The 26476-nt window shown below is 71.3% G+C and carries 28 protein-coding genes; 11 read left to right on the top strand and 17 right to left on the bottom strand.

Annotation, left to right across the window (positions count from 1 at the left end; genetic code table 11):
- Positions 1 to 103 precede the first annotated feature (103 nt).
- Entirely contained in the window at positions 104 to 970 is an 867-nt protein-coding gene (locus AB0I52_RS26420) for an aminoglycoside phosphotransferase family protein (RefSeq protein ID WP_363076601.1), read from the bottom strand.
- Positions 971 to 1102: 132 nt separating this feature from the next.
- Between AB0I52_RS26420 and AB0I52_RS26415 the strand changes: the two genes are divergently transcribed.
- The 6 genes from AB0I52_RS26415 (at position 1103) to AB0I52_RS26390 (ending at position 6684) form a co-directional block, all read left to right on the top strand.
- Entirely contained in the window at positions 1103 to 2047 is a 945-nt protein-coding gene (locus AB0I52_RS26415; RefSeq protein ID WP_363076683.1) for a sugar ABC transporter permease, read from the top strand.
- Positions 2044 to 2883, top strand: coding sequence for a carbohydrate ABC transporter permease (locus AB0I52_RS26410; protein WP_363076599.1), 840 nt, complete (start codon positions 2044 to 2046; stop codon positions 2881 to 2883). Before AB0I52_RS26415 ends, AB0I52_RS26410 begins: the two co-directional genes overlap by 4 nt.
- The gene (locus AB0I52_RS26405; RefSeq protein WP_363076597.1) at positions 2883 to 4175 is read left to right on the top strand and encodes a sugar ABC transporter substrate-binding protein; all 1293 of its coding nucleotides are present in this window, start codon (positions 2883 to 2885) and stop codon (positions 4173 to 4175) included. The genes AB0I52_RS26410 and AB0I52_RS26405 overlap by 1 nt, the downstream gene beginning before the upstream one ends.
- Positions 4176 to 4459: 284 nt before the next feature.
- On the top strand, positions 4460 to 5662 hold the full coding sequence (locus AB0I52_RS26400) for a S8 family serine peptidase (RefSeq protein ID WP_363076595.1): 1203 nt from the start codon (positions 4460 to 4462) through the stop codon (positions 5660 to 5662).
- Positions 5663 to 5752: 90 nt separating this feature from the next.
- Positions 5753 to 6304, top strand: coding sequence for a DUF1697 domain-containing protein (locus AB0I52_RS26395; protein ID WP_363076593.1), 552 nt, complete (start codon positions 5753 to 5755; stop codon positions 6302 to 6304).
- On the top strand, positions 6301 to 6684 hold the full coding sequence (locus AB0I52_RS26390) for a nuclear transport factor 2 family protein (protein WP_363076591.1): 384 nt from the start codon (positions 6301 to 6303) through the stop codon (positions 6682 to 6684). Before AB0I52_RS26395 ends, AB0I52_RS26390 begins: the two co-directional genes overlap by 4 nt.
- Positions 6685 to 6696: 12 nt before the next feature.
- Here AB0I52_RS26390 and AB0I52_RS26385 read toward each other — a convergent pair whose 3' ends face one another.
- Both AB0I52_RS26385 and AB0I52_RS26380 read right to left on the bottom strand, forming a co-directional pair.
- On the bottom strand, positions 6697 to 7533 hold the full coding sequence (locus tag AB0I52_RS26385; protein ID WP_363076589.1) for an ATP-binding cassette domain-containing protein: 837 nt from the start codon (positions 7531 to 7533) through the stop codon (positions 6697 to 6699).
- 13 nt (positions 7534 to 7546) lie between these two features.
- Positions 7547 to 8416, bottom strand: a complete 870-nt coding sequence (locus tag AB0I52_RS26380) for an aldo/keto reductase (protein WP_363076587.1) — start codon at positions 8414 to 8416, stop codon at positions 7547 to 7549.
- Positions 8417 to 8524: 108 nt separating this feature from the next.
- Between AB0I52_RS26380 and AB0I52_RS26375 the strand changes: the two genes are divergently transcribed.
- The 3 genes from AB0I52_RS26375 (at position 8525) to AB0I52_RS26365 (ending at position 10870) form a co-directional block, all read left to right on the top strand.
- The gene (locus tag AB0I52_RS26375) at positions 8525 to 9526 is read left to right on the top strand and encodes a 2-dehydropantoate 2-reductase N-terminal domain-containing protein (RefSeq protein ID WP_363076585.1); all 1002 of its coding nucleotides are present in this window, start codon (positions 8525 to 8527) and stop codon (positions 9524 to 9526) included.
- Positions 9527 to 9584: 58 nt separating this feature from the next.
- Positions 9585 to 10169 carry a TIGR03086 family metal-binding protein gene (locus AB0I52_RS26370; protein ID WP_363076583.1) on the top strand — a complete coding sequence of 195 codons (585 nt, stop codon included), beginning with the start codon at positions 9585 to 9587 and terminating at the stop codon, positions 10167 to 10169.
- Between the two features lie 68 nt (positions 10170 to 10237).
- Positions 10238 to 10870 carry a DsbA family protein gene (locus AB0I52_RS26365; protein ID WP_363076581.1) on the top strand — a complete coding sequence of 211 codons (633 nt, stop codon included), beginning with the start codon at positions 10238 to 10240 and terminating at the stop codon, positions 10868 to 10870.
- A gap of 6 nt (positions 10871 to 10876) precedes the next feature.
- Here AB0I52_RS26365 and AB0I52_RS26360 read toward each other — a convergent pair whose 3' ends face one another.
- The 14 genes from AB0I52_RS26360 to AB0I52_RS26295 all read right to left on the bottom strand — a co-directional run bounded on the left by AB0I52_RS26360 (position 10877) and on the right by AB0I52_RS26295 (position 24430).
- A complete protein-coding gene (locus AB0I52_RS26360; protein WP_363076579.1) occupies positions 10877 to 11647 on the bottom strand; it encodes a sirohydrochlorin chelatase in 771 nt (256 codons plus the stop codon).
- Positions 11648 to 11658: 11 nt separating this feature from the next.
- A complete protein-coding gene (locus tag AB0I52_RS26355; RefSeq protein ID WP_363076577.1) occupies positions 11659 to 12579 on the bottom strand; it encodes an ABC transporter permease in 921 nt (306 codons plus the stop codon).
- Positions 12566 to 13357 carry an ABC transporter ATP-binding protein gene (locus AB0I52_RS26350; RefSeq protein WP_363076575.1) on the bottom strand — a complete coding sequence of 264 codons (792 nt, stop codon included), beginning with the start codon at positions 13355 to 13357 and terminating at the stop codon, positions 12566 to 12568. The genes AB0I52_RS26355 and AB0I52_RS26350 overlap by 14 nt, the downstream gene beginning before the upstream one ends.
- A gap of 39 nt (positions 13358 to 13396) precedes the next feature.
- On the bottom strand, positions 13397 to 14512 hold the full coding sequence (locus AB0I52_RS26345) for an ABC transporter substrate-binding protein (RefSeq protein ID WP_363076573.1): 1116 nt from the start codon (positions 14510 to 14512) through the stop codon (positions 13397 to 13399).
- 243 nt (positions 14513 to 14755) lie between these two features.
- Positions 14756 to 16099 carry a GTP-binding protein gene (locus tag AB0I52_RS26340; protein WP_363076571.1) on the bottom strand — a complete coding sequence of 448 codons (1344 nt, stop codon included), beginning with the start codon at positions 16097 to 16099 and terminating at the stop codon, positions 14756 to 14758.
- Between the two features lies 1 nt (position 16100).
- On the bottom strand, positions 16101 to 17036 hold the full coding sequence (cysD, locus tag AB0I52_RS26335; RefSeq protein WP_362954764.1) for a sulfate adenylyltransferase subunit CysD: 936 nt from the start codon (positions 17034 to 17036) through the stop codon (positions 16101 to 16103).
- Positions 17033 to 17602 carry an adenylyl-sulfate kinase gene (gene cysC, locus AB0I52_RS26330; protein WP_363076569.1) on the bottom strand — a complete coding sequence of 190 codons (570 nt, stop codon included), beginning with the start codon at positions 17600 to 17602 and terminating at the stop codon, positions 17033 to 17035. The genes cysD and cysC overlap by 4 nt, the downstream gene beginning before the upstream one ends.
- A complete protein-coding gene (locus AB0I52_RS26325) occupies positions 17602 to 18318 on the bottom strand; it encodes a phosphoadenylyl-sulfate reductase (RefSeq protein ID WP_363076567.1) in 717 nt (238 codons plus the stop codon). Before AB0I52_RS26325 ends, cysC begins: the two co-directional genes overlap by 1 nt.
- Positions 18315 to 18494 (bottom strand): hypothetical protein, encoded by a 180-nt coding sequence (locus AB0I52_RS26320; RefSeq protein WP_073734960.1) that lies wholly within the window; start codon positions 18492 to 18494, stop codon positions 18315 to 18317. Before AB0I52_RS26320 ends, AB0I52_RS26325 begins: the two co-directional genes overlap by 4 nt.
- The gene (locus AB0I52_RS26315) at positions 18491 to 20188 is read right to left on the bottom strand and encodes a nitrite/sulfite reductase (protein WP_363076564.1); all 1698 of its coding nucleotides are present in this window, start codon (positions 20186 to 20188) and stop codon (positions 18491 to 18493) included. The genes AB0I52_RS26320 and AB0I52_RS26315 overlap by 4 nt, the downstream gene beginning before the upstream one ends.
- Positions 20189 to 20303: 115 nt before the next feature.
- Positions 20304 to 20387, bottom strand: a complete 84-nt coding sequence (locus AB0I52_RS26310) for a putative leader peptide (RefSeq protein WP_309486338.1) — start codon at positions 20385 to 20387, stop codon at positions 20304 to 20306.
- A 162-nt stretch (positions 20388 to 20549) separates the two neighbouring features.
- Positions 20550 to 21155 (bottom strand): GNAT family N-acetyltransferase, encoded by a 606-nt coding sequence (locus AB0I52_RS26305; protein ID WP_363076562.1) that lies wholly within the window; start codon positions 21153 to 21155, stop codon positions 20550 to 20552.
- Between the two features lie 81 nt (positions 21156 to 21236).
- Complete coding sequence (locus AB0I52_RS26300; protein WP_363076560.1) at positions 21237 to 22517, bottom strand: GAF domain-containing protein; 1281 nt, start codon at positions 22515 to 22517, stop codon at positions 21237 to 21239.
- A 275-nt stretch (positions 22518 to 22792) separates the two neighbouring features.
- Positions 22793 to 24430 (bottom strand): acyl-CoA dehydrogenase family protein, encoded by a 1638-nt coding sequence (locus AB0I52_RS26295; protein WP_363076558.1) that lies wholly within the window; start codon positions 24428 to 24430, stop codon positions 22793 to 22795.
- Positions 24431 to 24447: 17 nt separating this feature from the next.
- Here AB0I52_RS26295 and AB0I52_RS26290 point away from each other — a divergent pair, with 17 nt between their 5' ends.
- Together AB0I52_RS26290 and AB0I52_RS26285 are read left to right on the top strand one after the other, a co-directional pair.
- Complete coding sequence (locus AB0I52_RS26290) at positions 24448 to 25611, top strand: YihY/virulence factor BrkB family protein (RefSeq protein WP_363076556.1); 1164 nt, start codon at positions 24448 to 24450, stop codon at positions 25609 to 25611.
- A gap of 32 nt (positions 25612 to 25643) precedes the next feature.
- Positions 25644 to 26336, top strand: coding sequence for a DUF6597 domain-containing transcriptional factor (locus tag AB0I52_RS26285; protein WP_363076681.1), 693 nt, complete (start codon positions 25644 to 25646; stop codon positions 26334 to 26336).
- The last annotated feature ends 140 nt before the right edge of the window (positions 26337 to 26476 follow it).

The raw sequence follows: 26476 nt of genomic DNA, 5'->3' as shown, positions 1-26476 counted from the left end.
GCGCTGGGCGTCGACTCGCTCAAGCCGTACGCCGATCTGCTCCGCGCCCACCCCGAGGATAAATAATCAAGCCCGTCCGGCGATCGAGGACAGCTCCGCGGGCTCAGAACGGGTTCCACCGCACCCCCGCGTCACCGTCGCGCAGCGACGCCACGCGCCTGCGGAACTCCGTGAGCGCCTTCGGGTTGGCCGGTGCGTGCTGTGCGACCCACGCGCAGCTCGCGGTCTCCCGCGCCCCGCGCAGCACCGCGCAGCCGTCCCACTCCCGGACGTCCCACCCGTACGCCGTGGTGAACGCGTCATAGGCGTCGGCCGCCAGCGCGTACCGGTCGCGGGACAGGGCCAGCACCACCAGGTCGTGCTCGCGCAGATCCGCCGAGAAGGTCTCCAGGTCCACCAGGACCGGCCCGTCCGGACCGACATGGACATTGCGCGGGAGCGCGTCGCCGTGGATCGGGCCCGGGGCCAGATGCGGCACCAGCGCGGCGGCGGCCGTCGCGAAGCCGTCGCGGCGCTCGCGCAGATAGGCGGCGTCGGCCGGGTCGATCGCGTCGCCCGCCAGGCCCAGCCAGCGCTCGACGCCGCCCAGCAGCTCCCGGCGGGGCAGGACGAGGCCCTCCGGGGCCGGCAGCGCGTGCACCGCGGTGAGCAGCGGCGCCAGGTCCCGCGGCACGGCGGGCCGCACCGCGTCGGGCAGCCGGTGCCACAGCGTCACCGGGTGGCCCTCGACCAGCCGGGCCGAGGGCTCGGCGGCCCGGACCGCGGGGACGCCGGACGCGGCGAGCCACTGTGCGACGGCCACCTCGCGTTCGGCCCGGACCCGCAGTTCCGGACTCCGTACGGCGTCCCGGCCGATCTTGACCACCAGGTCGCCCACGGCGAACACCGCGTTCTCGCCCAGCGCGAGCAGCTCCGCGTCGCCGGGGTGTCCGGCGGCGGCCAGTACGTCGCGCGCTCGCATCTCGTTCATGGATCCGATTTTCGCATCTGTGCAGGTTGTCTTGACGAACCGGCTGGGCCTCAGCACGATGACGGAGGCCACCTGAGCGGCCAGAACGGTATAAAGCCGGTCGAATGACGCAAGGGGGTCGTATCCGTGACATTGGCGAGTGCAACCGTGCGGTCCGGGCGGCACGGTCCGCCGACAGGCCCGCACGGCAGGCCGTCCGCCCGGATCAACCGGAACGCCGGTACCTGGTTCCTGGTGCTGCCGGCCCTCATCCCGATCCTGGTCCTCAGCGTCGGCCCGCTGCTCTACGGCATCGCACTGGCCTTCACCGACGCCCAGTCGGGCCGTACCCGGTCCACCCAGTGGGTCGGCGCGCTGAACTTCCAGGACCTGTTGCACGACGGACTGTTCTGGGACTCGTTCCGGATCGGCCTGGTGTGGGCGGTCGGCGTCACCGTCCCGCAGTTCGTGCTGGCCCTCGGCCTGGCGCTGCTGCTCGACCAGAACCTGCGGATGCGGTGGCTGGCGCGGGCGCTGGCGATCATCCCGTGGGCGATGCCGGAGGTGGTCGTCGGCATCATGTGGCGGCTCGTCTACAACCCGGACGCCGGAATCCTCAACGAGACCATCCGCGACCTCGGACTCGGTGACGGCCGGGACTGGCTGACCGGCCTCGCCACCGCGCTGCCGGCGGTGGTCGTGGTCGGGGTCTGGGCCGGGATGCCGCAGACCACAGTCGCCCTGCTGGCCGGCCTGCAGAACACCCCGCACGAACTCCACGAGGCGGCCGCCCTGGACGGCGCGGGCGCCTGGCGCCGCTTCCGTACCGTCACCTGGCCCGCGCTCAGACCCGTCGCCCTCTCCATCACCGCCCTCAACTTCATCTGGAACTTCAACTCCTTCGCCCTGGTCTACGTGCTGACCAACGGGGGTCCGGGCGGCCGGACCCGGCTGCCGATGCTCTTCGCGTACGAAGAGGCCTTCCGGTACGGGCAGTTCGGCTACGCCGCCGCGATGGGCTGTGTGATGGTCGCGGTGATCTCCGTGCTCCTCGCCGTGTACCTCGTGGGACGGCTCGGCGGAGGTGAGGACCGATGAGTACGCGTACCCGCACAGCCGCGCGCGCCGGACAGTACCTCGCGCTCCTGTGCTACCTGGTCTTCCTGGCGTTCCCGTTCGTGTGGCTGATCTCCACCGCCTTCAAGCCGGCACCCGAACTGGGCTCGCTGCACCCCACCTGGATCCCCGAGCACCCGACGCTCGACAACTTCCGGGCCGCCTTCGACGAACAGCCGCTGCTCCGGGCCGCCGCCAACTCGCTGATCGCCGCGCTCTCGGCCGGGGTCATCGCCGTCGTCATCGCCACCCCGATGGCGTACGTGATGGCCCGCCACCGCTCGCGGCTCTCCACCGCCGCCACCGGCTGGGTCGTGGTCAGCCAGGCGTTCCCGTTCGTCCTGCTGATCATTCCGCTCTTCCTGGTCCTCAAGCATCTGCATCTGATCAACACGCTGTGGGGGCTGATCATGGTGTACGTCGTCTGGTCGCTGCCGTTCGCGCTGTGGATGCTGGTCGGATACGTACGGGCCGTCCCGCCCGAACTGGAGGAGGCGGCGGCGGTCGACGGCGCGAGCCGGCTGCGGACGCTCGTCTCGGTCACCGCGCCGCTGCTGGCCCCCGGGATCGTCGCCACCGCGCTCTTCGCCTTCATCACCGCGTGGAACGAGTTCTTCTTCGCGCTCGTCCTGCTCAAGACACCGGAGAAGCAGACCTTGCCGGTCGTACTGACCCACTTCCTCGGCGCGGAGGGTGCGAGCGACCTGGGGCCGCTCGCCGCCGCCGCGTTCCTCGCCACCCTCCCCTCGCTCGTCCTCTTCGCGGTCATCCAGCGGCGGATCACGGGCGGCATGCTGGCCGGGGCGGTGAAGAGCTGATGCGCGCGGTGCTGCGGACCGCGGCCGCGGCGGCCACCGCACTGGCCCTGCTCCTGACCGGGTGCGGTGGCGGCGGCGACGGCCGGGCGGATGGGAGGATCACGATCCGCTTCCAGTCGCTGGCCTGGCAGAAGGAGTCCGTCGACGCCAACAAGCAGCTGGTGAAGGAGTGGAACGCGAGCCATCCCGATGTCCGGGTCCAGTACGTCCAGGGCAGCTGGGACAGCGTCCATGACCAGCTCCTCACCTCGTTCGAGGGGGACGAGGCACCGGACGTCATCCATGACGCGTCCGACGACCTCGCGGACTTCGCCTACGGCGGCTACCTCGCCGATCTGCGCACCCTGCTGCCCGACCGGCTCACCGCCGACATCCCGCGGCAGAGCTGGCGGACCAGCACCTTCGACGGCGGCGTCTACGGGGTGCCCTTCCTCCAGGAGCCGCGCGTCCTGATCGCCAACACCCGGATCCTCAAGGCCTCGGGCGTCCGCATCCCGACCCCGGCGCACCCCTGGAGCTGGACGGAGTTCCGCCAGGTCGCCAAGAGGCTGACGGGCAAGGGCCGTTACGGGGTGGCCTGGCCGCTCAGGGAACCGGTCTCCGTCACTCTCAACCTCGGCCTCTCGGCCGGTGGCGAGCTGTTCCACCGCGGCGCCGACGGAAAGGTCACGCTCGCCATGGACGCGGGCGATCTCGTCGTCCCAAGGACCATCCACGACCAGGTCAACACCGACCACAGCGCCGCCCGCACGGCGCTCGGCATGGGGGGCGGCGACACGCTGCCCGGTCTCTTCGGCGGCAAGTACGCCATGGTGCCGCTCGGGTTCTCCTACCGTCAGCAGGTGGTCGAGCAGGCCCCGAAGGGCTTCGAGTGGACGGTGCTGCCCGCCCCGGCCGGCAGCGCGGGACCGGCCCAGGGGGTGAGCCCGCAGACCCTGTCCGTCGCCGAGGACAGCCCGCACAAGAAGGAGGCCGTGGAGTTCATCGACTTCCTGCTGCGGCCGGCGAACATGGTGCGCCTCGCCAAGGGGGACTGGATGCTGCCGACCGGCAGGGCGGCCCTGGCGGATCCCTCGCTGCACACCGCCGACCGGGGCTGGGCGACCGGCGCCGCCCTCGCGGGCGCACTGCGCTCCGCGCCCGCCCAGTCCGTGCGCGGCTACCCCGAGTGGAAGGACAAGGTCGCCACCCCCGCGTTCCAGGAGTACTACAGCGGTGCGATCGACGCGGCCGAACTGAGGAAGCGTCTGGTCGACGACGGGAACCGGGTGCTGGCCCGCTACCAGCGCTGAACCACGCCCTCCCCTCGGCGTCCGGGGGAAGGCGAGGGCGGAGCCGGTCGGTTCCCCGAGACGGAGGGTGTACGCCCCTCACATGTAAAGGGTATTGGGGGGTCGTGCGCCCGACTTGCGCACGGCCGGCCGGTTTCGTATTACGAAACCTTGTTGAGTAAGTCACAGGCGCATGAAGGTCTTGATCTGAGCGCGTCAATGGGTGAGGGTTTCGAGTCAGCCCCCGGAGATCTTCCGGCCGAGGGCCAATCCCCCCACAAAGAATGACGAGGAGACCCCTCTTCATGGCAATTCACAAGCGCGCACGCCGCTTCAAGCTCACCGCCGCGATCACCGCCGTCGCCGCCGCAGCCGGAATCACCCTGCTGGGCAGCCCCATGGCCGGAGCGGCACCCGCCCCCGCCATGGGCAAGATCTACGGTGCCGACGCGGCAACCGCCGTATCCGGCAGCTACATAGTGATGCTGGACCACAAGGCCGACAAGGCGAAGCTCGCCAAGGAGTACGGCGGCAAGCTGAAGCGCAACTACAGCTCCGCCATCAACGGCTTCTCCGCCAGCGGTCTTTCGCGGACCGAGGCCAAGCGGCTCGCCGCCGACCCGGCCGTCTCCAAGGTCGTCCAGAACAAGAAGTTCCACGTCGACGCGACCCAGGACAACCCGCCGTCCTGGGGTCTGGACCGCATCGACCAGACCGAGACCGCCGGCGACGACGCGTACACCTACCCGGACAGCGCGGGTGAGGGCGTGACCGCGTACGTCATCGACACCGGTGTCCGCATCACCCACGAGGAGTTCGAGGGCCGGGCCAGCTACGGCTACGACGCCGTGGACGACGATGACAACGCCGACGACGGCTACGGCCACGGAACCCACGTGGCCGGGACCATCGCCGGTGCGACGTACGGCGTCGCCAAGAAGGCCAAGATCGTGGCCGTCCGGGTCCTCGACGACTCCGGCTCGGGTACCACCGAGCAGGTCGTCGCCGGCATCGACTGGGTCACCGCGAACCACGAGGGCCCGTCCGTGGCCAACATGAGCCTCGGCGGCGGCGTTGACGAGGCACTCGACGCGGCGGTCCAGAAGTCCATCGCCTCCGGAGTCACCTACGGAGTGGCCGCCGGCAACGAGTCGGGCGACGCGAGCGAGAGCTCCCCGGCGCGCGTCCCGGAGGCCATCACGGTCGCCTCGTCCACGGTGGACGACGAGCAGTCGTCGTTCTCCAACTACGGCTCGATCGTGGACATCTACGCCCCGGGCTCGGACATCACCTCGGCGTGGAACGACAGCGACACCGGCTCCGACACCATCTCCGGTACGTCCATGGCGACTCCGCACGTCGTCGGTGCCGCCGCCGTCTACCTGGCGGGACACCCGGACGCCACCCCGGAGGACGTCTCCACGGCGCTGACCGACGGAGCCACCCCGGACGCCATCAGCAACGCCACCGAAGGCACGGCGAACAAGCTGCTGAAGGTCGTTGAGTAACAGCACCACCCCCAGACCGGCGGCCGCCGCGCTCTCCCCCACGGGGCGCGGCGGCCGCACGGCTCGGGCTGATCGTCCTATGGTGTGCCCATGACGATGTACGCGGCGCTGCTGCGCGGGATCAACGTGAGCGGCCACCGGAAGGTCCCGATGGCCGAACTCCGCACCCTGTTCACCGGACTGGGCCACGGCGACGTCCGCACCCACCTGCAGAGCGGCAACGCCGTCTTCAGCAGCGAATCGGACGACGAGAACGCACTCGCGGCAGGGCTGGAGCGGGCCATCGCGGAGCAGTTCGGCTTCGACGTCCCGTGTCTGGTCCGGGACGGCGGCTATCTCGCGGCCGTGGCCGCGGCCTGCCCGTTCCCCGCCGCCGAACTCGAAGCGAAGCAGTTGCACGTCACCTACTTCGACCGGCCGGTCGACGCCGCCCGCTTCGCCCCGCTGGACGCCGCGGCCTTCCTCCCCGAGGAATTCCGGCTCGGCGACCGCACCCTCTACCTCTACGCACCCGACGGACTGGGCCGCTCCAGGCTCGGCGCGGCGCTGGCCAGGCCCTCACTCAACAAGGGCCTGACGGGGACCTCACGCAACTGGAACACCGTCACCAGACTCGTGGAGATGACCGGGGGCCACGCGTGAGCGAGCCGTCCCCGGGCGTGGCCGCGGCGGTCGAGGGCGAACTCCGCCTCCTCGACCCGCTGGTCCGGGCCTCCACCGAACTCCTCGACCAGGTCCTGCACCCCGACTTCCGCGAGGTCGACACCACCGGCCGCCACTGGGACCGCGACATGGTCATCGCCTCGCTGACCACGGGCACCGGCTCACGCCCGGGACAGCTCACCGCCTCCCGGATGCACGGGATCCAGCTCGCCGACCGGCTCGTCCACGTCACCTTCGACACCGAGACCAAGGGCGACCGCGCCCACCGCAGTTCACTGTGGCGGCTCACCGAGACGGGGTGGCTGCTCTACTACCACCAGGCCACCCCCTTCGTCACGGGACCGGCGACCGAGGACTGAGAGGCCGTCGGATCAGCGCCGGGCGGCCCGCTGAGCCCGCGCCGTCCACCGGCCGTCCGTGCGGGAGATCCGTACCGGATGACCGAAGCAGTCACTGACCTGATCCGTGGTCAGCACCTCGTCCGCCGGCCCCGAGGCCACACACCGTCCACCGCGCAGCAGCATCGCATGGGTGGTGGAGGCGGGCAGCTCCTCCAGGTGGTGGGTGACCAGCACCGTCGCCAGGTCCGGGTGCTCCTCGCGCAGCGCGTCCAGACTGTCCAGCAACTGCTCCCGGGCGGCCAGGTCAAGACCGGTGGCCGGCTCGTCCAGCAGCAGCAGCCGGGGCTGCGGCATCAGCGCACGGACGATGAGCGTACGGCCCCGCTCGCCCTGCGACAGCGCGGGCCAGCGCGCCCCCTCCTTGCCGCCCATGCCCAGCATCTTCAGCAGCCGCGCCGCCCGCTCCCGCTGCTCCGGGCTCGCCGACCAGCGCGGCACCGGCTCGACCGAGTTGGTCAGCCCCGTCAGCACCACCTCGTTCACCGACAGCGGGGAACGCAGCGGATGGCGCGGATCGACATGCCCCAGCAGCGTCCGCAGCTCCCGCAGATCGACCCGTCCGATGGTGCGGCCCAGCACCTCCACCGTGCCCCGGGTGGGATGCCTGATCGCGCCGAGCAGCCCCAGCAGAGTGCTCTTGCCCGCGCCGTTGGCGCCGAGCAGCGCCCAGTGCTCCCCGCCGCGCACCGTCAGCGACACCGAGTCGAGCAGGATCCTGCCGTCCCGCACGAGCGTGATGCCGTCGGCCCTGATCACCGGAACCGGGGCCGTGGCAGAAGACGGGGCGACAGTGGCGGTGGTGGTCACGTGCGGTACTCCTTCATGCGGATGCGAGCGCCTCCAGGAGGCTCATGTCATCGGTCGACAGCCGGATCTCCCGGGCCCCGAGGTTCTCCGCGAGATGGACGGGCGAACCGGTGCCCGGAGTCGGGCAGAGCGCGGGGGAGTGGTGCAGCAGCCAGGCGAGGGCGATCTGCCCGCGGGTGGCACCGTGGCGTTCCGCGACCCCTGCGAGCGCCGCGGCGTCCTCGCCGGTCAGCGCGCCGTTCGCCAGCGGGAACCAGGGCAGGAAGGCCAGGCCGTGGGCCTCGCACACCTTCAGTACCGCGTCCGACGAACGGTCCAGGAGATTGAACCGGTTCTGCACCGAGGCGATCCCGGTCAGGGAGAGCGCCTGCTCCAGCTGGTCGGCGGTAACGGTGTCCAGACCGATGTACCGGATCTTACCCTCCTGCCGCAGCGCATCCAGAGCGCCCAGCTGCTCGGCCGGCGGCACCTGCGGATCCAGCCGGTGCAGCTGGTAGAGGTCGATCCGGTCGGTCCGCAGCCGGCGCAGGCTCGCCTCGCACATCGTCCGCAGCTCCTCGGGCCGCCCCGCGATGTGCCAGGCGCTGTCACTGGTCCGTACGACGCCGCCCTTGGTCGCGATCACCAGATCGTCGCGGTACGGGTGCAGCGCCTCGGCGACCAGCTCCTCGGCCACCCCGGGGCCGTAGTTGTCGGCGGTGTCGATCAGGGTCACGCCCCGGTCGACCGCCGCCCTGAGCACGGCCAGCGACTTCTGCCGGTCGCCGGGGGGACCCCAGTACCCGGGGCCGGTCAGCTGCGCGGTGCCGTAGCCGAGACGCCGCACGGGCAGCTCGCCGCCGAGGAGGAAGGAGTCGTCGGGGGATCGCAGAACGGAAGACATGGGGGAAACAGTAGTCTGGATGGCGGATACAACTTCTGTCCCGGGGTGCGACCTTGAGGTGCCGCGACGCCGCCGGCCCCCGGGTCGGCGGCCGTACGGAGGAGCGGGATGCGCTACGTCATCGTGGGAGCGGGCGCCGTCGGCGGTGCCATCGGCGGACGGCTGGCCGAGGCCGGCCACCGCGTGGTGCTCGTGGCCCGCGGAGCCCAGTACGAGGCGCTGCGCACCGGCGGACTCCGGCTTGCCACCCCCGACGGCATCCGTACCCACGAGCTCCCCGTCGTCGACGGGCCCGAAGCGCTCCCGTTGGCCCCGGACGACGTCCTCGTGCTCGCCGTCAAGACGCAGGACAGCATCGCCGCACTCGACGCCTGGAGCGCCCGGCCGGTGGCGGGCGGCGGCACCGCCGGCGAGCGGCTGCCGCTGGTCTGCGCACAGAACGGTGTGGAGAGCGAACGCCTCGCGCTGCGCCGCTTCGACCGGGTGTACGGCATGTGCGTCTGGCTGCCCGCGACCTTCGTGCGGCCCGGCGAGGTGTCCGCGGCCGGCGCCCCGCTCACCGGCATTCTGCACCTGGGCCGCTATCCGGCGGGGACCGACGACACCGCCCGGCGGATCGCCGCCGACCTGGAGGGGGCGAAGCTGCTCGCCCCCGTGGTGCCGGACGTGATGCGCTGGAAGTACGGCAAGCTGCTCTCCAACCTGGCCAACGCGATCGAGGCGGCCACCGGGCCGCTCACCGGGGACGACGCCCTCGCCCTGTTCGAACGGGCACTGGCCGAGGGGCGGACCGTGCTCAGGGCGGCCGGTGTCGACGCGGTCGGCCGGACCGAACAGGCCGAGGCACGCGGCGGCCGGCTCCGCTTCGAACCCTTCGACGGCTCCCCGCGCGGCGGCGGCTCCTCGTGGCAGAGCCTCAGCCGGGGCACCGGCACGATCGAGGCCGACTACCTCAACGGCGAGATCGTGCTGCTCGGCCGGCTCCACGGCGTACCCACCCCGGTCAACGACGTGTTGCGGCGGATCGCGAACAGCTGCGCCCGCGAGCGCCGGGAGCCCGGCTCGATGTCCGTCGCCGAGCTGACCGCACTGGTCGACGCGGCCGTCTGACCGCCGCTGTCGCTTTTCTTCAATACCCGGGGCGGGCGGCGGTCCTAGCCTGTTCCGTATGAAGACCGAGCACGCTCATATGACCGAATGCGCCGCAGAGGCGGCCCGAGTGGCCCGCGGCGTCCGCGCCGCACAACTCGACGACTCCGCCACCCCCTGCGAAGGCTGGGGCGTCCGCGGGCTCGTCAACCACTGGGTGCTCTACACCTCGCACGGCATGGAGCACCGCGCCCTGCGCACGGAGATCCCCGAGGAGCTCACCGCCCGCGACTTCACGGCGGACGCCGACTGGGCCGCGCGGTACGCGGCGCAACTGGACCGTGCCGTCGCCGCCTGGTCGGACCCGGCCGTCTGGGAGGGCACCATCGGCCAGGGTGACGCGGCCTCACCGGCCGCCGGCACCGCCGAGATGCTCATCATGGAGACGGCGCTGCACGGCTGGGACGTGGCACGGGCCACCGGCCAGGAGTTCCGGCTCTCCGACGGGGCGGCCGGCTATGTCCTGGAGGTCGTGGAGAAGACCGCCGCGCTCTACCGGCAGTACGAAGGCTTCGCCGCCGAGATCACCGTCGAGAACCGGGCCTCCGGATTCGAGCGGGCCCTCGCCCTGAGCGGGCGCGATCCGCGGTGGACCGCCGCCTGAAAGTGGCCCAGCCGCACGGCCGCTGAATGGCCCGTGGAGGTGCGCCACCGGCTGGCTACGCTCATGTCATGACCACTCACCGCAGCCCGGACCCGGGCAGGCCCGCCGTCGACTTCTGGTTCGACCCGGCCTGCCCGTTCGCCTGGATCACCTCGCGCTGGATGCTGGAGGTGGAGCAGCAGCGCGACATCGAGCTCCGCTTCCATGTGATGAGCCTCTACCTGCACAACACCGGCAACGAACTCCCCGACTGGTACCGCACCCTGGTCGACAAGTCGATCGGCCCGGTGCGTGTCGCCGCCGCGGCGGCCGAGCAGCACGGCGACAGTGTCCTGCGCGACCTGTACACGGCGTTCGGCACCCGGATCCACCAGCGGAAGAACGAGGACTTCGACGAGGTGATCGCCCAGTCCCTCGACGAGCTGGGCCTGCCCGCCGGGCTGGCGGCCGCCGCGCACACGGACACCTTCGACGCGGCGCTGCGGCTCAGCCATGACGCGGGCAAGGACCCGGAGGCGGACGGATACGTGGGTACGCCCACCATCCACGTCGACGGGAGCGTCTGGTTCGGCCCGGTGCTGCGGGCGGTACCGCGCGGCGAGAAGGCGGCGCTGCTGTTCGACAGCTTCCGGGTGCTCGCCGGCCACGAGGACCTCTTCGAGCTCAAGCGCACCCGCACGGGCAGCCTCGACGTCGGCTGAGCGGGGCTACGCGCCGATCGACGCCATCCGGGCGGCCGGCACCAGGGACTCGTCGTACCGGTCCAGCAGCAGCCGCGCCAGCTCCGGCGACGGGCCCAGCACCCCGGCCAGCACATCCGCACCGGCCTCGGCCGCCCCCGCCGCGATGCGGTCCGGGAGGCGGCCGGGCGCGATCACGTACGGGGCCACCGCGACGCGGCGCACCCCCTCGGCGCGCAGGGCCCGTACGGCGTCCCCGGTGTGGGGGTAGCCCCCGGCAGATACAGCGGAGGCGAACGCAGGCCGCACGGAACACCAACCGGTGTGCCGCAGCTCCCGCGCGATTTCAGCGATCACTGCGATCGCCTCCGGGTCGGTGGAGCCCGCCGAGGCCAGGACGAGCCCGGTCGAGCCTCTGTCGCCGGGGCGGACCCCGGCCTCGTGCAGCCGCCGTTCCAGGGCGGAGTTCAGCAGCGGCGACGGGCCGAGCACCTCGGCCTGCCGCACCCGCAGCCGCGGAAGCCCGGCGCGGGCCTCCCGCAGTACCGCCGGGATGTCGGCCTTGGCGTGGAAGGCCCGGGTGAGCAGCAGCGGCAGCGCCACCACCTCATCCGCTCCCTGAGCGGCCAGCCGCTCCAGGACCCGCGGCACCGGCGGTGCGTTGAAGTCCAGGAACCCGGTCTCCACCCGCAGCCCCGGCCGCAGCGCCCGTACCCGCGCGGTCAGCGCGTGCACGGTCGCGGCGTGCCGGGGATCGCGGCTGCCGTGGGCGATGACGAGGAGGACCGGGGAGGTCATGCCGGGCCCTCTCAGCTCTTGACCAGGAGGCCGCGGCTGCGGAGCACCCACCGCTCCAGCGGACTGAAGATGAGCAGATCGATGGCGATGCCGACGATCAGGATCAGGAAGATGGCGAGGAAGACCATCGACATGCTGCTGGTCTCACGGCCCTGCTCCAGCAACTGTCCCAGTCCCACGCCGAGATCGGGCGACGAGGCGATGATCTCGGCGGCCATCAGCGAGCGCCAGGAGAACGCCCAGCCCTGCTTCAGCCCCGCCAGATAGCCGGGCAGGGAAGCCGGGAGCACGATGTGCCAGGTGCCGCGCAGCCCGGTGGCGCCCAGCGTCTGGCCGGCCCGCAGGTGCAGCGGCGGGATCTGGTCGACACCGGCGACGAGACCGTTGGCGATCGACGGGACGGCGCCCAGCAGGATCACCGCGTACATCATCCGGTCGTCCAGCCCCAGCCAGATGACCGCGGGCGGCACCCACGCCACCGACGGCAGTGACTGGAGCCCCGAGAGCACCGGTCCGATCGCCGCGCGTATCACCTTGACCCGCGAGACCAGCAGCCCCAGCGGGGTGCCGATGACGAGCGCGAGGAGGAAGCCGAGCAGGCCGCGCGAGACGCTGGTCCAGATGTAGCCGAGCAGGGTGCCCTGGGCCCAGGCGTTGGACACCTCGTCCCAGACGAGGGCCGGCGACGGCAGCTTGTAGTCGTCGGTGACCTTCGCCCAGATCAGGATCTGCCAGATGATGAGCACCAGTGCGACGGCCACCACCGGAGGCAGCACCTTCTGCACCAGCACCTGGCGCACCGGGGTCCGGGTCACCCGCACCGCGTCGAGAGCGTCGAGCCCCGCTTCGAGGCCGGCCATGTCCCGGGCGGCGTCCCCGGGAGCGCCGTCCCCGGCGGCGCTGTCCTTGGCGGTGGTCTCAGTGCTGGCCATGTCGGCGGATCTCCCCACGCAGTTGTTCGGTGATCTCGATGGAGAGCTCCGCCACGGCGGTGTCCTCGATCCGGCGCGGCTGCTCGATGTCGACCGTCCACTCCCGGGCGATCCGGCCCGGCCGCGAGGAGAGCAGGACGACCCGTTCGGCGAGCCGGACCGCTTCGCGCACGTTGTGCGTGACGAAGAGGACCGAGACGTTCGTCTCGCGCCAGATCCGGGTCAGCTCGTCGTGCAGCACATCCCGGGTGATGGCGTCGAGCGCGGCGAACGGCTCGTCCATCAGCAGCAGTTGGCTGTCCTGGGCGAGCGCGCGGGCCATCGCCACCCGCTGGCGCATACCGCCCGAGAGCTCGTGCACCCGCTTGCCGTACGCCCCGCCGAGGCGGACGAGTTCGAGCAGCCGCTCCGCCTCGGTGCGGCGCTCCGGCTTCGGCACGCCGCGCAGCCGCAGCGCCAGTTCGATGTTCTTGCCCGCGGTCAGCCACGGGAAGAGGGCGTGCTCCTGGAACATCAGCGCCGGCCGCCCGCCGGGGGTCTCGATGGACCCCGCGGACGGGCGGTCGAGTCCGGCCACCAGATTGAGCAGCGTCGACTTGCCGCACCCGGAGGCCCCCAGGAGGGTGACGAACTCGCCGGGTGCGACATCGAGTGTGATGTCGTCCAGGACGAGCTGCTGCCCCTCCGGTCCGCCGAAGGACTTCGAGACGTGGTCGATACGGGCCGCGTGCCCGACCGCCGTACGGTCCTCGGCCTTGGTGAGCGTGGTCGTGGCCATGGTCGTCACCTCCTGGGAGATCCTGGAACGGTCGGGTGCTTACTTGACGCCGAGACCGGCGTCGGCGACCTCGGGCTTGCCCGCGGCCTTGAGGATCTTGTTCAGCGGCTTCAGGTCGTAGATGCCCGCCAGGTCCGGCTCGTCCAGCAGACCGGCCTTCACCGCGTGCTTGGCCTCCGCGTCGAGCGTGGCGGCCAGCGGGTCGTCGGTGAACTGGATCGACTTCCACGCCGGGTCGATGACGTCCGCCGGCAGTTCCTTGCCGGACAGCGTCTTGAGCGCGGTGTTGGCGGACGCCTTCGCCCGGTCCGGGTCGGCGTTGATCCACTTGTTGGTGTTGACCGAACCGCGCAGCACCGCCTCGACGACGTCCGGGTGCTGGTCAAGGAACTTCTGCGACACGATGATGTTCGTGATGACGAACTTGTTGTCCGGCCACAGCGTCGACTCGTCCAGGAGCACCTTCGCGCCCTGTGCGACCAGCTTGGACGCGGTCGGCTCCGGCGCCCAGGCGCCGTCGATGGAACCGGACCTGTAGGCGTCCGGCGTCACCTTGTTGTCCGTGCGGACCACGGAGACGTCGCCCTTGCCGCTCTGGGCGTCGACCTTCCAGCCCTTCTCGGAGACCCAGTTGAGGAACGCGACGTCCTGGGTGTTGCCGAGCTGCGGGGTGGCTATCTTCTTGCCCCTGAGGTCGTCCAGGGTCTTGATCTTCTCAGGGTTGACGACCAGCTTCACCCCGCCGGAGGCCGAACCGCCGATGATGCGCAGGCTCTTGCCCTTGGACTTGGTGAAGCCGTTGATGGAGGGCGAGGGGCCGATGAAGCCGATGTCGATCGAACCGGCGTTGAGCGCCTCGATCTCGGACGGGCCCGCGTTGAACGTCGAGGGTTTGACCTCGGTGGAGCCGAGCTCCTTGGCGATGATGCCTTCCTGGATGCCGACCAGGGCGGTGGCGTGCGTGAGGTTCGGGAAGTAGCCGATCTTCACGGTGTCCGCGGAGAGCTTCTTGCCGCCGGCGGAGACGTTCGTCTTCTTGGCGTCGTCGTCCTTGGCGTCGGAGCCGTAGCCGCAGGCGGTGAGCGCCACGGCGAGCAGCGGCAGGGCGGCGGCAGCGGCGATGCTGCGGCGCAGCGTGGTACGGGGGGCAGACACGGGAGGTCTTCCTCTCGGAGGCCCGGTGCTCACGTCCCTCGGAAGTCCGGGGACGCGGCCGGGAAGTCGGCAGGTCTTCGTCTGAACTGGCGGTGCAGGCGTTGCGGTTGGTGCTGCCGGGCGCGCAGGCAGTGCGCGTACGTCATCGCGCACATCGCGCCACCCCGCCCTGGCCGCTCCCCAGGGCGCCGCTGCCGACGCGGCCGCCCTCCTTCGCGAAGGTCGAGAAGATGTCGGTGCACATCAGAAGTCCCATTCGGCGTCGTCGCCCGCCGGGGCCGGTGCCCGCGTCACGGCGGCGAACGAGGCGCCCGCCATGCCGGCCGACAGGGTGGTGCCGTCCGCCGGGTCGATCAGCAGGAAGGAGCCGGTGCGGCGCGAGTCGGCGTACGCGTCGAGCGCGAGCGGCTCGGCGGTACGCACCACGACCCGGCCGATGTCGTTGGCGACGAGCTGCCCCGGGGCCGGGTGCTGCGAGAGGTCGTCCAGGGTGAGGCGGGACGGGATGTCCTTGACGATCGCCTTGACCGTGCGGGTGGTGTGCTTGATCAGCACCCGCTGGCCCACGGCGAGCGGCTGGTCCGCGACATGGCAGACGGTCGCCTCGACGTCCTGGGTGACCGCCGGGGCGTCGTCCGCCGGTGCGATGAGGTCGCCGCGCGAGACGTCGATGTCGTCGGTGAGCCGTACGGTCACCGACTGCGGGGCCCAGGCGATGTCGACGCTGTCGCCGAGCAGGTCGATCCCGGCGATCGTCGACGTACGGCCGGAGGGCAGTACGGTGACGGGCTCGCCGACCCGGAACGCGCCGGCGGCGATCTGGCCCGCGTAGCCGCGGTAGTCGGGGTGCTCGGCGGTCTGCGGCCGGATGACGTACTGGACCGGGAAGCGGGCGTGGCAGGCGGTGAGGTCGTGGCTGACCGGGACCGTCTCCAAGTGCTCCAGGACGGTCGGGCCGCCGTACCAGTCCATGTGGGCGGACGGCTCCACGACGTTGTCGCCGGCCAGTGCGGAGATCGGGATCGCGGTGATCTCCGGGACGCCGAGGGAGGCCGCGTAGGCGGTGAACTCCTCGGCTATGGCGGCGAACACCGGCTCCGCGTAGTCGACCAGGTCCATCTTGTTCACGGCCAGTACCACGTGCGGGACTCGGAGCAGGGCGGCGACGGCGGCGTGCCGGCGGGTCTGCTCGACGACCCCGTTGCGGGCGTCGACCAGGACCACGGCCAGCTCGGCGGTGGAGGCGCCCGTCACCATGTTGCGGGTGTACTGCACATGGCCCGGGGTGTCGGCGAGGATGAACCGGCGCCGGGTGGTGGCGAAGTAGCGGTAGGCGACATCGATGGTGATGCCCTGCTCGCGCTCGGCCCGCAGCCCGTCGGTCAGCAGCGCCAGGTCGGGCGCCTCCTGCCCACGCTTGCGGGACGCGTCCTCGACCGCCTCCAGCTGGTCGGTGAGGACCGACTTGGAGTCGTGCAGCAGCCGTCCCACGAGGGTGGACTTGCCGTCGTCCACGGACCCCGCGGTGGCGAACCGCAGCAGGGTCGTGGTCGACAGCTGCTCGGCCGGCTGGATGGGTGTGGTCATGTTAGAAGTACCCCTCGCGCTTACGGTCTTCCATCGCGGCCTCGGACATCTTGTCGTCGGCGCGGGTCGCGCCCCGCTCGGTGAGCCGGGAGGCGGCGATCTCGGTGATCACGGCGTCCAGCGTGGTGGCGTCGGAGTCGACGGCGCCGGTGCAGGACATGTCGCCGACCGTGCGGTAGCGGACCTGCCGGGTCTCCGTCCTCTCGTGCTCCTTGGGGCCGCCCCAGTCGCCCGCGGTCAGCCACATCCCGGAGCGGTTGAAGACCTCGCGCTCATGGGCGAAGTAGATCTGCGGGAGCTCGATGCCCTCGCGCTCGATGTACTGCCACACGTCGAGCTCGGTCCAGTTGGAGATCGGGAAGACCCGGACGTGCTCACCGGCGGCGTGCCGGCCGTTGTACAGCTGCCACAGCTCGGGGCGCTGGCGGCGCGGGTCCCACTGGGAGAACTCGTCGCGCAGCGAGAAGACCCGCTCCTTGGCGCGCGCCTTCTCCTCGTCGCGGCGGCCGCCGCCGAACACCGCGTCGAAGCGGTGCTGCTGGATCGCCTCGGTCAGCGGCACGGTCTGCAGCGGGTTACGGGTGCCGTCGGGGCGCTCGCGGAGCTTCCCGGCGTCGATGTACTCCTGCACGGAGGCCACGTGCAGCCGCAGCCCGTGCTCGGCGACCGTGCGGTCCCGGTACTCCAGGACCTCGGGGAAGTTGTGCCCGGTGTCCACGTGCAGCAGCGTGAACGGCACCGGCGCGGGCGCGAACGCCTTGAGCGCCAGGTGCAGCATCAGGATCGAGTCCTTGCCGCCGGAGAACAGGATCACCGGCCGCTCGAACTCCCCCGCCACCTCGCGGAAGATGTGCACCGCCTCGGACTCCAGGGAGTCCAGGTGGCTGAGTGCGTACGGATTGTCGGTGCCTTCCGACACAGTCGCGACGGTCGTCACGCTGCACCCCTCTCGCTCAGCAGCGCGTACAGCTCCGCCGCGGACTCCTGCACGGTCTGCTGGTGCGACTCGATCCGCAGATCCGGCGACTCGGGAGCCTCGTAGGGGTCGTCCACCCCGGTCAGCCCGCTGATCTCGCCCGCCGCCTGCTTGGCGTAAAGCCCCTTCACATCGCGCACCGAGCACACCTCGACCGGAGTGGCGACATGCACCTCCAGGTACGCGGCGCCCTCGGCCTGGTGCCGCTTGCGGACCGCGTCCCGGCTGTCCGCGTACGGCGCGATGACCGGGACCAGGACCTTCACGCCGTTGGCCGCCAGCAGTCCGGCGACGAAGCCGATCCGCTGGACGTTGGTGTGCCGGTCCTCGCGGGAGAAGCCGAGGCCGGCGGAGAGGAACTCGCGGATCTCGTCGCCGTCCAGCACCTCCACCCGGTGGCCCTCGCCGCGCAGCCGCCCGGCGAGTTCGTACGCGATGGTGGTCTTGCCCGCGCTCGGCAGACCGGTCAGCCAGATGGTGGCTCCCGTCTCCGTCACGCTCATCGAAGTCTCCTGATCAGTCGTCATCAGCCGTGCAGCCCGCACTCGGTCTTCCCGCGCCCGGCCCAGCGGCCGGCGCGTGCGTCCTCGCCCTCCAGCACCCGGCGGGTGCAGGGCGCGCAGCCCACGGAGGCGTAACCGTCCATCAGCAGCGGGTTGGTGAGCACACCGTGCTCCGCGACGTACGCGTCCACGTCGTCCTGGGTCCAGCGGGCGATCGGCGAGACCTTGACCTTCCGCCGCTTCTCGTCCCAGCCGACCACCGGTGTGTTCGCCCGGGTGGGGGACTCGTCGCGGCGCAGCCCGGTCGCCCAGGCCGTGTACGAGGTCAGGCCCTCCTCCAGCGGCTTGACCTTGCGCAGCTTGCAGCAGAGGTCGGGGTCGCGGTCGTGCAGCCTCGGCCCGTACTCCGCGTCCTGCTCGGCCACGGTCTGGCGCGGGGTCAGGGTGATGAGGTTGACGTCCATCACCGCCTCCACCGCGTCGCGGGTGCCGATCGTCTCGGGGAAGTGGTATCCGGTGTCGAGGAAGACCACGTCCACGCCGGGCAGGGCCCGGGAGGCGAGGTGCGCGACGACCGCGTCCTCCATCGAGGAGGTGACGCAGAAACGCGGCCCGAAGGTCTGGGCGGCCCACCGCAGGATCTCCGGTGCGGAGGCGTCCTCCAGCTCGCGGCCGGCCCGCTCCGCCAGGTCCCTGAGGTCCTGCGACGTGAGCTCCTCGATCTTCAGGGTGTCCGTCATATCCCGTCCCCTTCAACGTCGTTGCGCACCAGTCCCCGGGTCAGCAGGCCCAGGAACTTCAGCTGGAACGCTCGGTTGCAGGAGGCGCATTCCCAGGCCCCGTGCCCCGTCTCGTGCGGGCGCAGGTCCTCGTCACCGCAGTAGGGGCAGTGGAACGGTGCGGCGCGTTCGCTCATGACAGCGACTCCGCACTGGCCCGCGCCGCCCAGGTCGCGAAGCGCTCGTCGTCCTCGCGCTCCTTCTGGAAGTTCCCCAGGACCCGCTCGACGTAGTCGGGCAGTTCGGCCGAAGTGACCTTCAGGCCGCGGACCTTGCGCCCGAATCCGGCTTCCAGGCCGAGCGCGCCGCCCAGGTGCACCTGGTAGCCCTCCACCTGGTTGCCCTCGCCGTCCAGCATGAGCTGGCCCTTGAGGCCGATGTCGGCGGTCTGGATGCGGGCGCAGGCGTTGGGGCAGCCGTTGATGTTGATGGTGAGCGGCTCGTCGAACTCCGGGAGGCGGCGCTCCAGTTCGTCGATGAGCGCGGCACCGCGCGCCTTGGTCTCGACGATCGCCAGCTTGCAGTACTCGATGCCGGTGCAGGCCATCGTGCCGCGGCGGAACGTGGACGGCTTCACCTGGAAGCCGAGCTCCTCGAGTCCGGCGGACAGCGACTCGACCCGGTCCTGCTCCACATCGAGGATGATCATCTTCTGTTCGACGGTGGTACGCACCCGGCCGGAGCCGTGCGCCTCCGCGAGGTCAGCGATCTTGGCGAGTGTGGAGCCGTCGACCCGTCCGACGCGCGGCGCGAAGCCGACGTAGAAACGGTCGTCCTGCTGCGGGTGGACGCCGATGTGGTCGCGCCAGCGGCTGCTCGGCTCCGCGGGCGCGGGCCCGTCCAGCATCGGACGCTTCAGGTACTCGTCCTCCAGCACCTGGCGGAACTTGGCGACACCCCAGTCGGCGACCAGGAACTTCAGCCGGGCGCGGTTGCGGAGGCGGCGGTAGCCGTAGTCGCGGAAGATCCCCACGACACCGGCCCACACGTCCGCGACCTCGTCCAACGGCACCCAGGCGCCCAGACGTTCGGCCAGTCGCGGGTTGGTGGAGAGGCCGCCGCCGACCCAGAGGTCGAAGCCGGGGCCGTGCTCGGGGTGCTCGACACCGACGAACGCGATGTCGTTGATCTCGTGCACCACGTCCTGCACCGGCGAGCCGGAGACGGCGGTCTTGAACTTGCGCGGCAGGTTGGAGAACTCCGGGTTGCCGATGTAGCGCTCGTGGATCTCGTCCAGCGCCGGGGTGCCGTCGATGATCTCGTCGGCGGCGATGCCGGCCACCGGGGAGCCGATCATCGTGCGGGGGCAGTCACCGCACGCCTCGGTGGTGGAGAGGCCGACGGCCTCCAGCTTCTCCCAGATCGCCGGGACGTCCTCGATGCGGATCCAGTGCATCTGGACGTTCTGCCGGTCGGTGATGTCCGCGCTGCCACGGGCGTACTCCTCGGAGATCTCGCCGATGACGCGCAGCTGAGCGGTGGTCAGCTTTCCGCCGTCGATGCGGACCCGCATCATGAAGTACTTGTCCTCGAGCTCCTCGGGTTCCAGCACCGCCGTCTTGCCGCCGTCGATGCCGGGCTTGCGCTGCGTGTACAGGCCCCACCAACGCATGCGTCCGCGAAGGTCGTTGGGGTCGATCGAGTCGAACCCGCGCTTGGAGTAGATCGTCTCAATGCGTGTCCGCACGTTGAGACTGTCGTCGTCCTTCTTGAACTGCTCATTGCCGTTGAGGGGGGTGTAGTGCCCCAGGGCCCACTGACCTTCGCCACGGTGGCGTCCCGCCTTGCGGCGAGGGGTGGCGGGCGCAGGCTGTTCCGGGGTAGCGGCCATGACAGTACGTCCTTCGGGACTGCAGGAGGGCGGCTCTGAACTGCACACTCGCGTCTGGGCGCGGCGGTGCGCAGGGTTTGCAGAGAAAAGGGGATCGCGGCGGTGCTGGAGACTCTCAGCTCGCCGGACAGATGGCGCTGGACATGCGGCCGAGGTCGACGTGGCGTCGACTCACCAAGGCAATTCCAGTTCCAGACATGGCGGAAGCGTGTCACGCGAATCTCGGACCAGTCCACCACTATCCGCGATGTGGACGAGACTGTCCCGACAGATGAGACAATGTGGCGCCCGTCACTGAAGCGACGGGCGCCGGGCCGCCCTGATAACCGGACAACCACATGTATTTCCCCTGAGTGAACGGTTACGGAAGCAGCTCCCGGCCGGAGCCCGGCCACGGACCCGGAGTGGCGACCTCGGGCTCCAGCTCGGTCGTGGTGTCGAAGAGCCGGAAGCCCCGGCGCAGATAGTTGTCCATGGCATGCGGCCCGTCCTTGGAACAGGTGTGCAGCCACACCCGCTTCGTCGCCGGCCGCTGCGGCCACCGCTCCGCCAGGTCCCAGGCGCGGGCCGCCCCGTACGAGAGCAGATGGCCGCCGATCCGGCGCCCCCGGAACGCCGGGATGAGACCGAAGTACATGATCTCGACCACGCCGTCCTCCTGCGGGTCCAGCTCGATGTATCCGGCCGGTGTGCCGTCGGCGTATGCCACCCAGGTCTCCGCGCCGGGCCGCTCCAGTGCCTCCTGCCACTGCGCGTACGTCATCGTCAGCCGGTCCGTCCACCGGATGTCGCCGCCGACCGCCGTGTAGAGGAAGCGGCTGAACTCGGGCAGCGGTATCCCGGACCGGACGATCCGGATGTCCCCCTCCGGCACGGCGGAGGGCCGCAGATCATCGGGAGAGGTCTGCTCCAGGGACCAGACGGTCACCTCGGCGGTCGGTTCGGCGGGGCGCGCGGGGTTGCTCATGACTGCCAGAAAACCATGCCCCACGGCCCCGCCCCAAGCCGGTCCCGGCAGGCGGACGCCCAGGACCTGCGAGAACACCGGTCAGCGGGTGCTGCGCGCCGCCGTCACCACCGGGGCCTTCGAACGCGGCAGCAGATCGGCCGGATGCTCCGGGTGGATCACCTCCACCTCGACCCCCTCGCCGAAACGGTACGGGCGGTGCGCCAGCACCTCCGCGAGATGACGCCGCAGCCGGGAGATCTCGGCCCGCACCGTCACCGTCCGGGTCGGATCGCCGAAGATGTCCTCCGCCAGCTCGGACGCGGTACGCCCCTCCCGGTGCAGCGCCAGCGCGAACAACAGCTCGGCGTGGCGCGGGGAGAGCCGCTGGGTCCAGGTGCCCACCGAGCTCACCACGTTCACCGCGAGGCCGCGCGGCCGGCTCAGATCGAGCACGACCCGGCGCGGCGGGCTGTCCATCGCGCCGTCCGCCACCTGCACCAGCCAGCCGCCCGGCAGCGGCTCCACCAGGCACATCCCGAGCGAGGGCAGCCACACCCGGCCCGGCTGAAGGGACTTCGGCAGCGGCAGCCGGTCCACCGGCGGTATCCCGGTGACCGCCGCCAGCCAGCCGTGGGCGTCCACGGCCATCGCCCGGCCGCCCAGCCGGCACAGCATCGGCGCCGCCACCGAGCGCAGCCGGTCGATCGACTCCAGATGCCGGGTCCTGATCTCGCTCTCGGCCAGCCGGGCCACCGAGCCGACCAGGGCGAGCGTCGTCGGATGGAAGGTGGACGCGGGCCCGCTGATGTCGACGATCCCCATCAGCCGGCCGTCCCGCGGATCGCGCACCGGGGCCGCCGCACACGTCCACCCGTGCAGACTGCGCACGAAGTGCTCCGCGGAGTGGACCTGCACCGGGGTGCGCGCGGCGATCGCCGTGCCGATCGCGTTGGTGCCGGTGCTCTCCTCCGACCAGGCGGCGCCCTCGGCCAGACAGATGTCGTCGGCCCGGCGCAGCACCGCCGTGTTGCCCTGGCGCCACAGCACCCGGCCCTCCACATCGGTGACCACCATGATCTGCTGCGAGGCGTCCGCGATCGCCACCAGGGCGTCGCCGAGCAGCGGCATCACCTCACCCAGTGTGGAACCGCGGCGCCGGCGCTCGATCTCGTCCGGCTCCAGCCGGACGCTGTGGGTGGACTTCTCCGGATCGATCCCGCTGCGCATCGCCCGGTCCCACGAGGCCCCGATCTCGGCCCGCGGGGCGACCGGCACGCGCTCGCCCGCCAGCCGGGCCTCACGGGCCCGGCGGACCAGGCGCACGGCCCGGTCCGACTCCCGGACAGCCAGCCGCATCACATCGACAGGACGTGCCTCCATGCCGGATCCCCCCTGGAGCCTCATGATTCCCGTGTCAAGGCCGCGGGCCCCATCCTGCCGCTGCCGGGGTCCCGGTACCGCAACTCCACACAATGGTTGCAACCCTCTGCAACTCTGGCGACGCTCCCCGGTCCGTACAAGAGTGGCGGTACACCGGACGGCGCGGCCTCGGCCTCGCAGCCCGGTGTGTACAGCATGGGGGGTGGTGCCGTGTCGGCGCAGCACCACCCCCTGTTGCTGCCCCGGGGCCCGTCCGGCGGACCGGGCCCCTCGCGTCAACGCTCCACGGGCCGCGCCCGTTCCACGACCGAGGCCAGGTCGAGGGTGTGCGGCAGCGTCCCGTACGCCGAGCCCCAGTCCCCGCCCAGCCGTGACGCGCAGAACGCGTCGGCGACCTCCGGCGGCGCCCAGCGCACCAGCAGCGAACCCTGGAGCACGAGCGCCATCCGCTCCACCAGCCGACGCGCCCGCGCCTCGATCCCCTCCAGATCCGCGAGCTCGGTCAGCAGATCCCTGATCGCCCGGTCCAGCCGGTGATCGGCGCCCCGCGCCCGGCCGACCTCCGAGAGGAACGCGTTCAGCGCCATCGGCTCGCGCTGGAGCGCCCGCAGCACATCCAGCGCCTGTACGTTCCCCGAACCCTCCCAGATCGAGTTGAGCGGCGCCTCACGCAGCAGCCTGGGCATCCCCGACTCCTCCACATAGCCGTTCCCGCCCAGGCATTCGAGCGCCTCGCCCACCATCGGCGTGCACCGCTTCGTCACCCAGTACTTGGCCGCCGGCACCGCGATCCGCAAGAACGCCAGCTCACTCCCGGTCCCGGCGTCGTACGCGGCCGCCAGCCGCATCGCCAGCACCGTCGCCGCCTCCGACTCCAGCGCCAGATCGGCCAGCACATTGCGCATCAGCGGCTTGTCGACCAGCACCCCGCCGAACGCACGGCGGTAGGTGGCGTGGTGCACCGCCTGCGCCACCGCCTGCCGCATCAGCGCGGCCGAACCGATCACACAGTCCAGCCGGGTCGCCGCCACCATGTCGATGATCGTGCGCACCCCGCGCCCCTCCTCACCGACCCGGCGCGCCCACGTACCGTCGAACTCGACCTCGGCCGAGGCGTTGGACCGGTTGCCCAGCTTGTCCTTGAGCCGCTGGATCGCGAACGTGTTGCGGGTGCCGTCCGGCAGCACCCTGGGCAGCAGGAAACAGGTCAGACCGGCAGAGGCCTGGGCCAGCACCAGGAACGCGTCGGACATCGGCGCCGAACAGAACCACTTGTGCCCGGTGAGCAGGTACTCACCCGCACCGGACAGGGGTTCGGCGCGCGTCGTGTTGGACCGCACGTCCGTGCCGCCCTGCTTCTCCGTCATCCCCATCCCGAGGAGCACCCCGGCCTTCTCGCCGGCCGGCCGCAGCCCCTCCTCGTACACGTGCGAGGTCAGCAGCGGCTCCCACTCGGCGGCCGTCGCCGGATCGGTGCGCAGCGCGGGCACCGCCGCATGGGTCATCGAGAGCGGACAGCCGTGGCCCGCCTCGGCCTGCGTCCAGACCAGAAAACCGGCCGCCCGGCGCACATGACCGCCCGGCCGGTCCCAGGCGTCGGTCAGACCCGCGGAGACGGCATGGCCGAGCAGCCGGTGCCAGGCCGGATGGAACTCCACCTCGTCGACGCGGTTCCCGTACCGGTCATGGGTGCGCAGCCGGGGCGGATTCTCGTTCGCCTGCGCACCCCACCGCTGCGCCTGCGCGGATCCGGCGGACCGGCCGAGCCGGACGAGCCCGTACCGCGCCTCGTCGAGCAGCTCCGGCGGGAGGTGCCGGTCCACGGCTTCGGTGAGCGCCCGGTCCGCGGAGAAGACGTCGTAGCCGAGCAGGGGCGGGGCCTGGTTGGACACTGTGTGGGTGGTGGCTGCCATGCCGATACGGTAAGGACGTGCAGGCAGCAAATGAAACACCCGAGCGGCCGGCGGGCCGGCTCCACCGGGCCCGAGCCCTCTACCGCAACGTCTCCAAGCGGCAGATGGCCTGGCAATTGCTCAAGGACACCGTCAACTCGTGCATGGAGTACCGCATTCTGGGACTCGCCGCCGAGGCGGCGTTCTTCACTTTGCTGTCCCTGCCGCCGCTGCTGCTGGGACTGATCGGCCTGCTCGGCTACGTCGACGCGTGGACCAGCACCACCACGGTCGCCTCCATCGAGCACAACATCCTCGGCGCCGCGCAGACCGTGCTCTCCGAGCGGGGCGTCAACGACTTCGCCAAACCGCTCCTGGAGGACGTCACCACCGGGGCCCGGCCCGATGTCATCTCGATCGGTTTCGCGATCGCGCTCTGGTCCGGCTCCCGCGCGGTCAACGTCTTCATCGACACCATCACCGTGATGTACGGGCTCGACGGCCAGCGCGGCATCGTCAAGACCCGGATGCTCGCCTTCCTGCTGTACGTGGTGGCGCTGCTGCTGGGCGCGGTCGTGCTGCCGCTCCTGGTGGTCGGCCCCGACCGGGTCGTGGAGTTCATCCCCTGGGGCACGGAGGTCCTGAGCGTCCTGTACTGGCCGCTGGTGATACTCCTGTCGATCGCCTTCCTGACGACGCTTTACCACGTGTCCGTCCCCGTCCGCTCGCCCTGGATCGAGGACACACCGGGCGCGCTGATGGCGCTCGCGATCTGGGTGCTGGGCAGCTTCCTGCTGCGGATCTACCTCACCAGTACGGTCGAGGGGCCGACGATCTACGGCTCCCTGGCCGCGCCGATCGCCGTACTGCTGTGGATCGGCATCTCGGCGTTCGCGGTGCTGGTGGGCGCCGCCGTCAACGCGGCCATCGACCGGGTCTGGCCGTCGGTGGCGACGGCCGCGGCACGTGCGGCCAACGACCGGGTGCGCGCGGTCCAGGCGGCGGAGTTCGTGGCCCGCACCCAGGCCGAGAGCTGGAACGACGACGACGAGGAGGACGACGGGGACGAGGGGGACAGCCCCTACATGCCGTCCGAGTTCCCGGAGCGGTGGTCCCGGTTCCTGCCGCCCGACGACGTGAAGTCCAGGCTTCAGCCGAGCCGCGAGAAGGAGACGGACAAGCCGTACCGGCCCGGCGAGTGAGAGCGGCCGTGCCCGTCGACGGGACCGGTGCCATGGGCGACAGGTACGAGGAGCGCGCGTCGCGGATGGACGGTGCGCGGGTGTGGTCCCTGACCGTGCCGCGGGGTTCGGTCCATCCGGTGCTGCCCGACGGCTGCATGGACCTGCTCTGGATCGGCGGCCGGCTGCTCGTCGCGGGCCCGGACACCCACGCGGAACCCGCGTCCGTGAGCGACGGCGGCGGCGTCGCGGGCATCCGCTTCGCGCCGGGCACGGCCCCCGCCCTGCTCGGGGTGCCCGCGCACGAACTGCGTGACCGCAGGATCGCGCTGGCCGGGCTGTGGCCGGACGCGGAGGTCCGGGAACTCACCGAGCGGGTCGCCGAGGCGGCGGACCCGGCCGCGGCCCTGGAGGAGATCGCCCTGCGCAGGGCGGCCGGTACCGCGCCGCCGGACCCGGTGATGCGGTTCGTCGCCGGGCAACTGGGCAGCGGCCGGTCCGTCGCGGACACGGCACAGGCGGTCGGCCTCGGCGCCCGCCAGTTGCACCGCCGCTCGCTGGCGGCGTTCGGATACGGCCCCAAGACGCTCGCCCGGATCCTGCGGCTCCAGCGCGCGCTGGCCCTCGTACGGACCGGAATGCCGTACGCGGAGTCCGCGCTCGCGGCGGGCTGCGCCGACCAGGCACATCTCGCGCGGGAGATGCGCGAACTGGCCGGAACCACCCTGACCGGGTACTTCGCCTGACATCACCCCGGGGAGCGGACCGCCGACCCGGCGTCCGCCCCCGCCCTTACGACCTGGTGCACGATAGTGAGCGGGCTCCCGACGCCCTGCGACTCCGCCTCCGGCGTTGTCGTCGGTCAACGACGCTCCGCGTCGATTCC

The organism is Streptomyces sp. NPDC050423 (assembly GCF_040655445.1).
Lineage (GTDB): Bacteria > Actinomycetota > Actinomycetes > Streptomycetales > Streptomycetaceae > Streptomyces.
This window is presented reverse-complemented; position numbering and strand designations above follow the sequence as displayed.

Excerpts from the sequence above, each read along its gene's own strand:
- AB0I52_RS26420 (WP_363076601.1), bottom strand. The coding sequence starts at position 970 with ATGAACGAGATGCGAGCGCGCGACGTACTGGCCGCCGCCGGACACCCC.
- AB0I52_RS26410 (WP_363076599.1), top strand. The coding sequence starts at position 2,044 with ATGAGTACGCGTACCCGCACAGCCGCGCGCGCCGGACAGTACCTCGCG.
- AB0I52_RS26405 (WP_363076597.1), top strand. The coding sequence starts at position 2,883 with ATGCGCGCGGTGCTGCGGACCGCGGCCGCGGCGGCCACCGCACTGGCC.
- AB0I52_RS26400 (WP_363076595.1), top strand. The coding sequence starts at position 4,460 with ATGGCAATTCACAAGCGCGCACGCCGCTTCAAGCTCACCGCCGCGATC.
- AB0I52_RS26395 (WP_363076593.1), top strand. The coding sequence starts at position 5,753 with ATGACGATGTACGCGGCGCTGCTGCGCGGGATCAACGTGAGCGGCCAC.
- AB0I52_RS26380 (WP_363076587.1), bottom strand. The coding sequence starts at position 8,416 with ATGTCTTCCGTTCTGCGATCCCCCGACGACTCCTTCCTCCTCGGCGGC.
- AB0I52_RS26375 (WP_363076585.1), top strand. The coding sequence starts at position 8,525 with ATGCGCTACGTCATCGTGGGAGCGGGCGCCGTCGGCGGTGCCATCGGC.
- AB0I52_RS26370 (WP_363076583.1), top strand. The coding sequence starts at position 9,585 with ATGAAGACCGAGCACGCTCATATGACCGAATGCGCCGCAGAGGCGGCC.
- AB0I52_RS26365 (WP_363076581.1), top strand. The coding sequence starts at position 10,238 with ATGACCACTCACCGCAGCCCGGACCCGGGCAGGCCCGCCGTCGACTTC.
- AB0I52_RS26360 (WP_363076579.1), bottom strand. The coding sequence starts at position 11,647 with ATGACCTCCCCGGTCCTCCTCGTCATCGCCCACGGCAGCCGCGATCCC.
- AB0I52_RS26355 (WP_363076577.1), bottom strand. The coding sequence starts at position 12,579 with ATGGCCAGCACTGAGACCACCGCCAAGGACAGCGCCGCCGGGGACGGC.
- AB0I52_RS26350 (WP_363076575.1), bottom strand. The coding sequence starts at position 13,357 with ATGGCCACGACCACGCTCACCAAGGCCGAGGACCGTACGGCGGTCGGG.
- AB0I52_RS26340 (WP_363076571.1), bottom strand. The coding sequence starts at position 16,099 with ATGACCACACCCATCCAGCCGGCCGAGCAGCTGTCGACCACGACCCTG.
- cysC (WP_363076569.1), bottom strand. The coding sequence starts at position 17,602 with ATGACGACTGATCAGGAGACTTCGATGAGCGTGACGGAGACGGGAGCC.
- AB0I52_RS26325 (WP_363076567.1), bottom strand. The coding sequence starts at position 18,318 with ATGACGGACACCCTGAAGATCGAGGAGCTCACGTCGCAGGACCTCAGG.
- AB0I52_RS26320 (WP_073734960.1), bottom strand. The coding sequence starts at position 18,494 with ATGAGCGAACGCGCCGCACCGTTCCACTGCCCCTACTGCGGTGACGAG.
- AB0I52_RS26315 (WP_363076564.1), bottom strand. The coding sequence starts at position 20,188 with ATGGCCGCTACCCCGGAACAGCCTGCGCCCGCCACCCCTCGCCGCAAG.
- AB0I52_RS26310 (WP_309486338.1), bottom strand. The coding sequence starts at position 20,387 with ATGTCTGGAACTGGAATTGCCTTGGTGAGTCGACGCCACGTCGACCTC.
- AB0I52_RS26305 (WP_363076562.1), bottom strand. The coding sequence starts at position 21,155 with ATGAGCAACCCCGCGCGCCCCGCCGAACCGACCGCCGAGGTGACCGTC.
- AB0I52_RS26300 (WP_363076560.1), bottom strand. The coding sequence starts at position 22,517 with ATGGAGGCACGTCCTGTCGATGTGATGCGGCTGGCTGTCCGGGAGTCG.
- AB0I52_RS26295 (WP_363076558.1), bottom strand. The coding sequence starts at position 24,430 with ATGGCAGCCACCACCCACACAGTGTCCAACCAGGCCCCGCCCCTGCTC.
- AB0I52_RS26285 (WP_363076681.1), top strand. The coding sequence starts at position 25,644 with ATGGGCGACAGGTACGAGGAGCGCGCGTCGCGGATGGACGGTGCGCGG.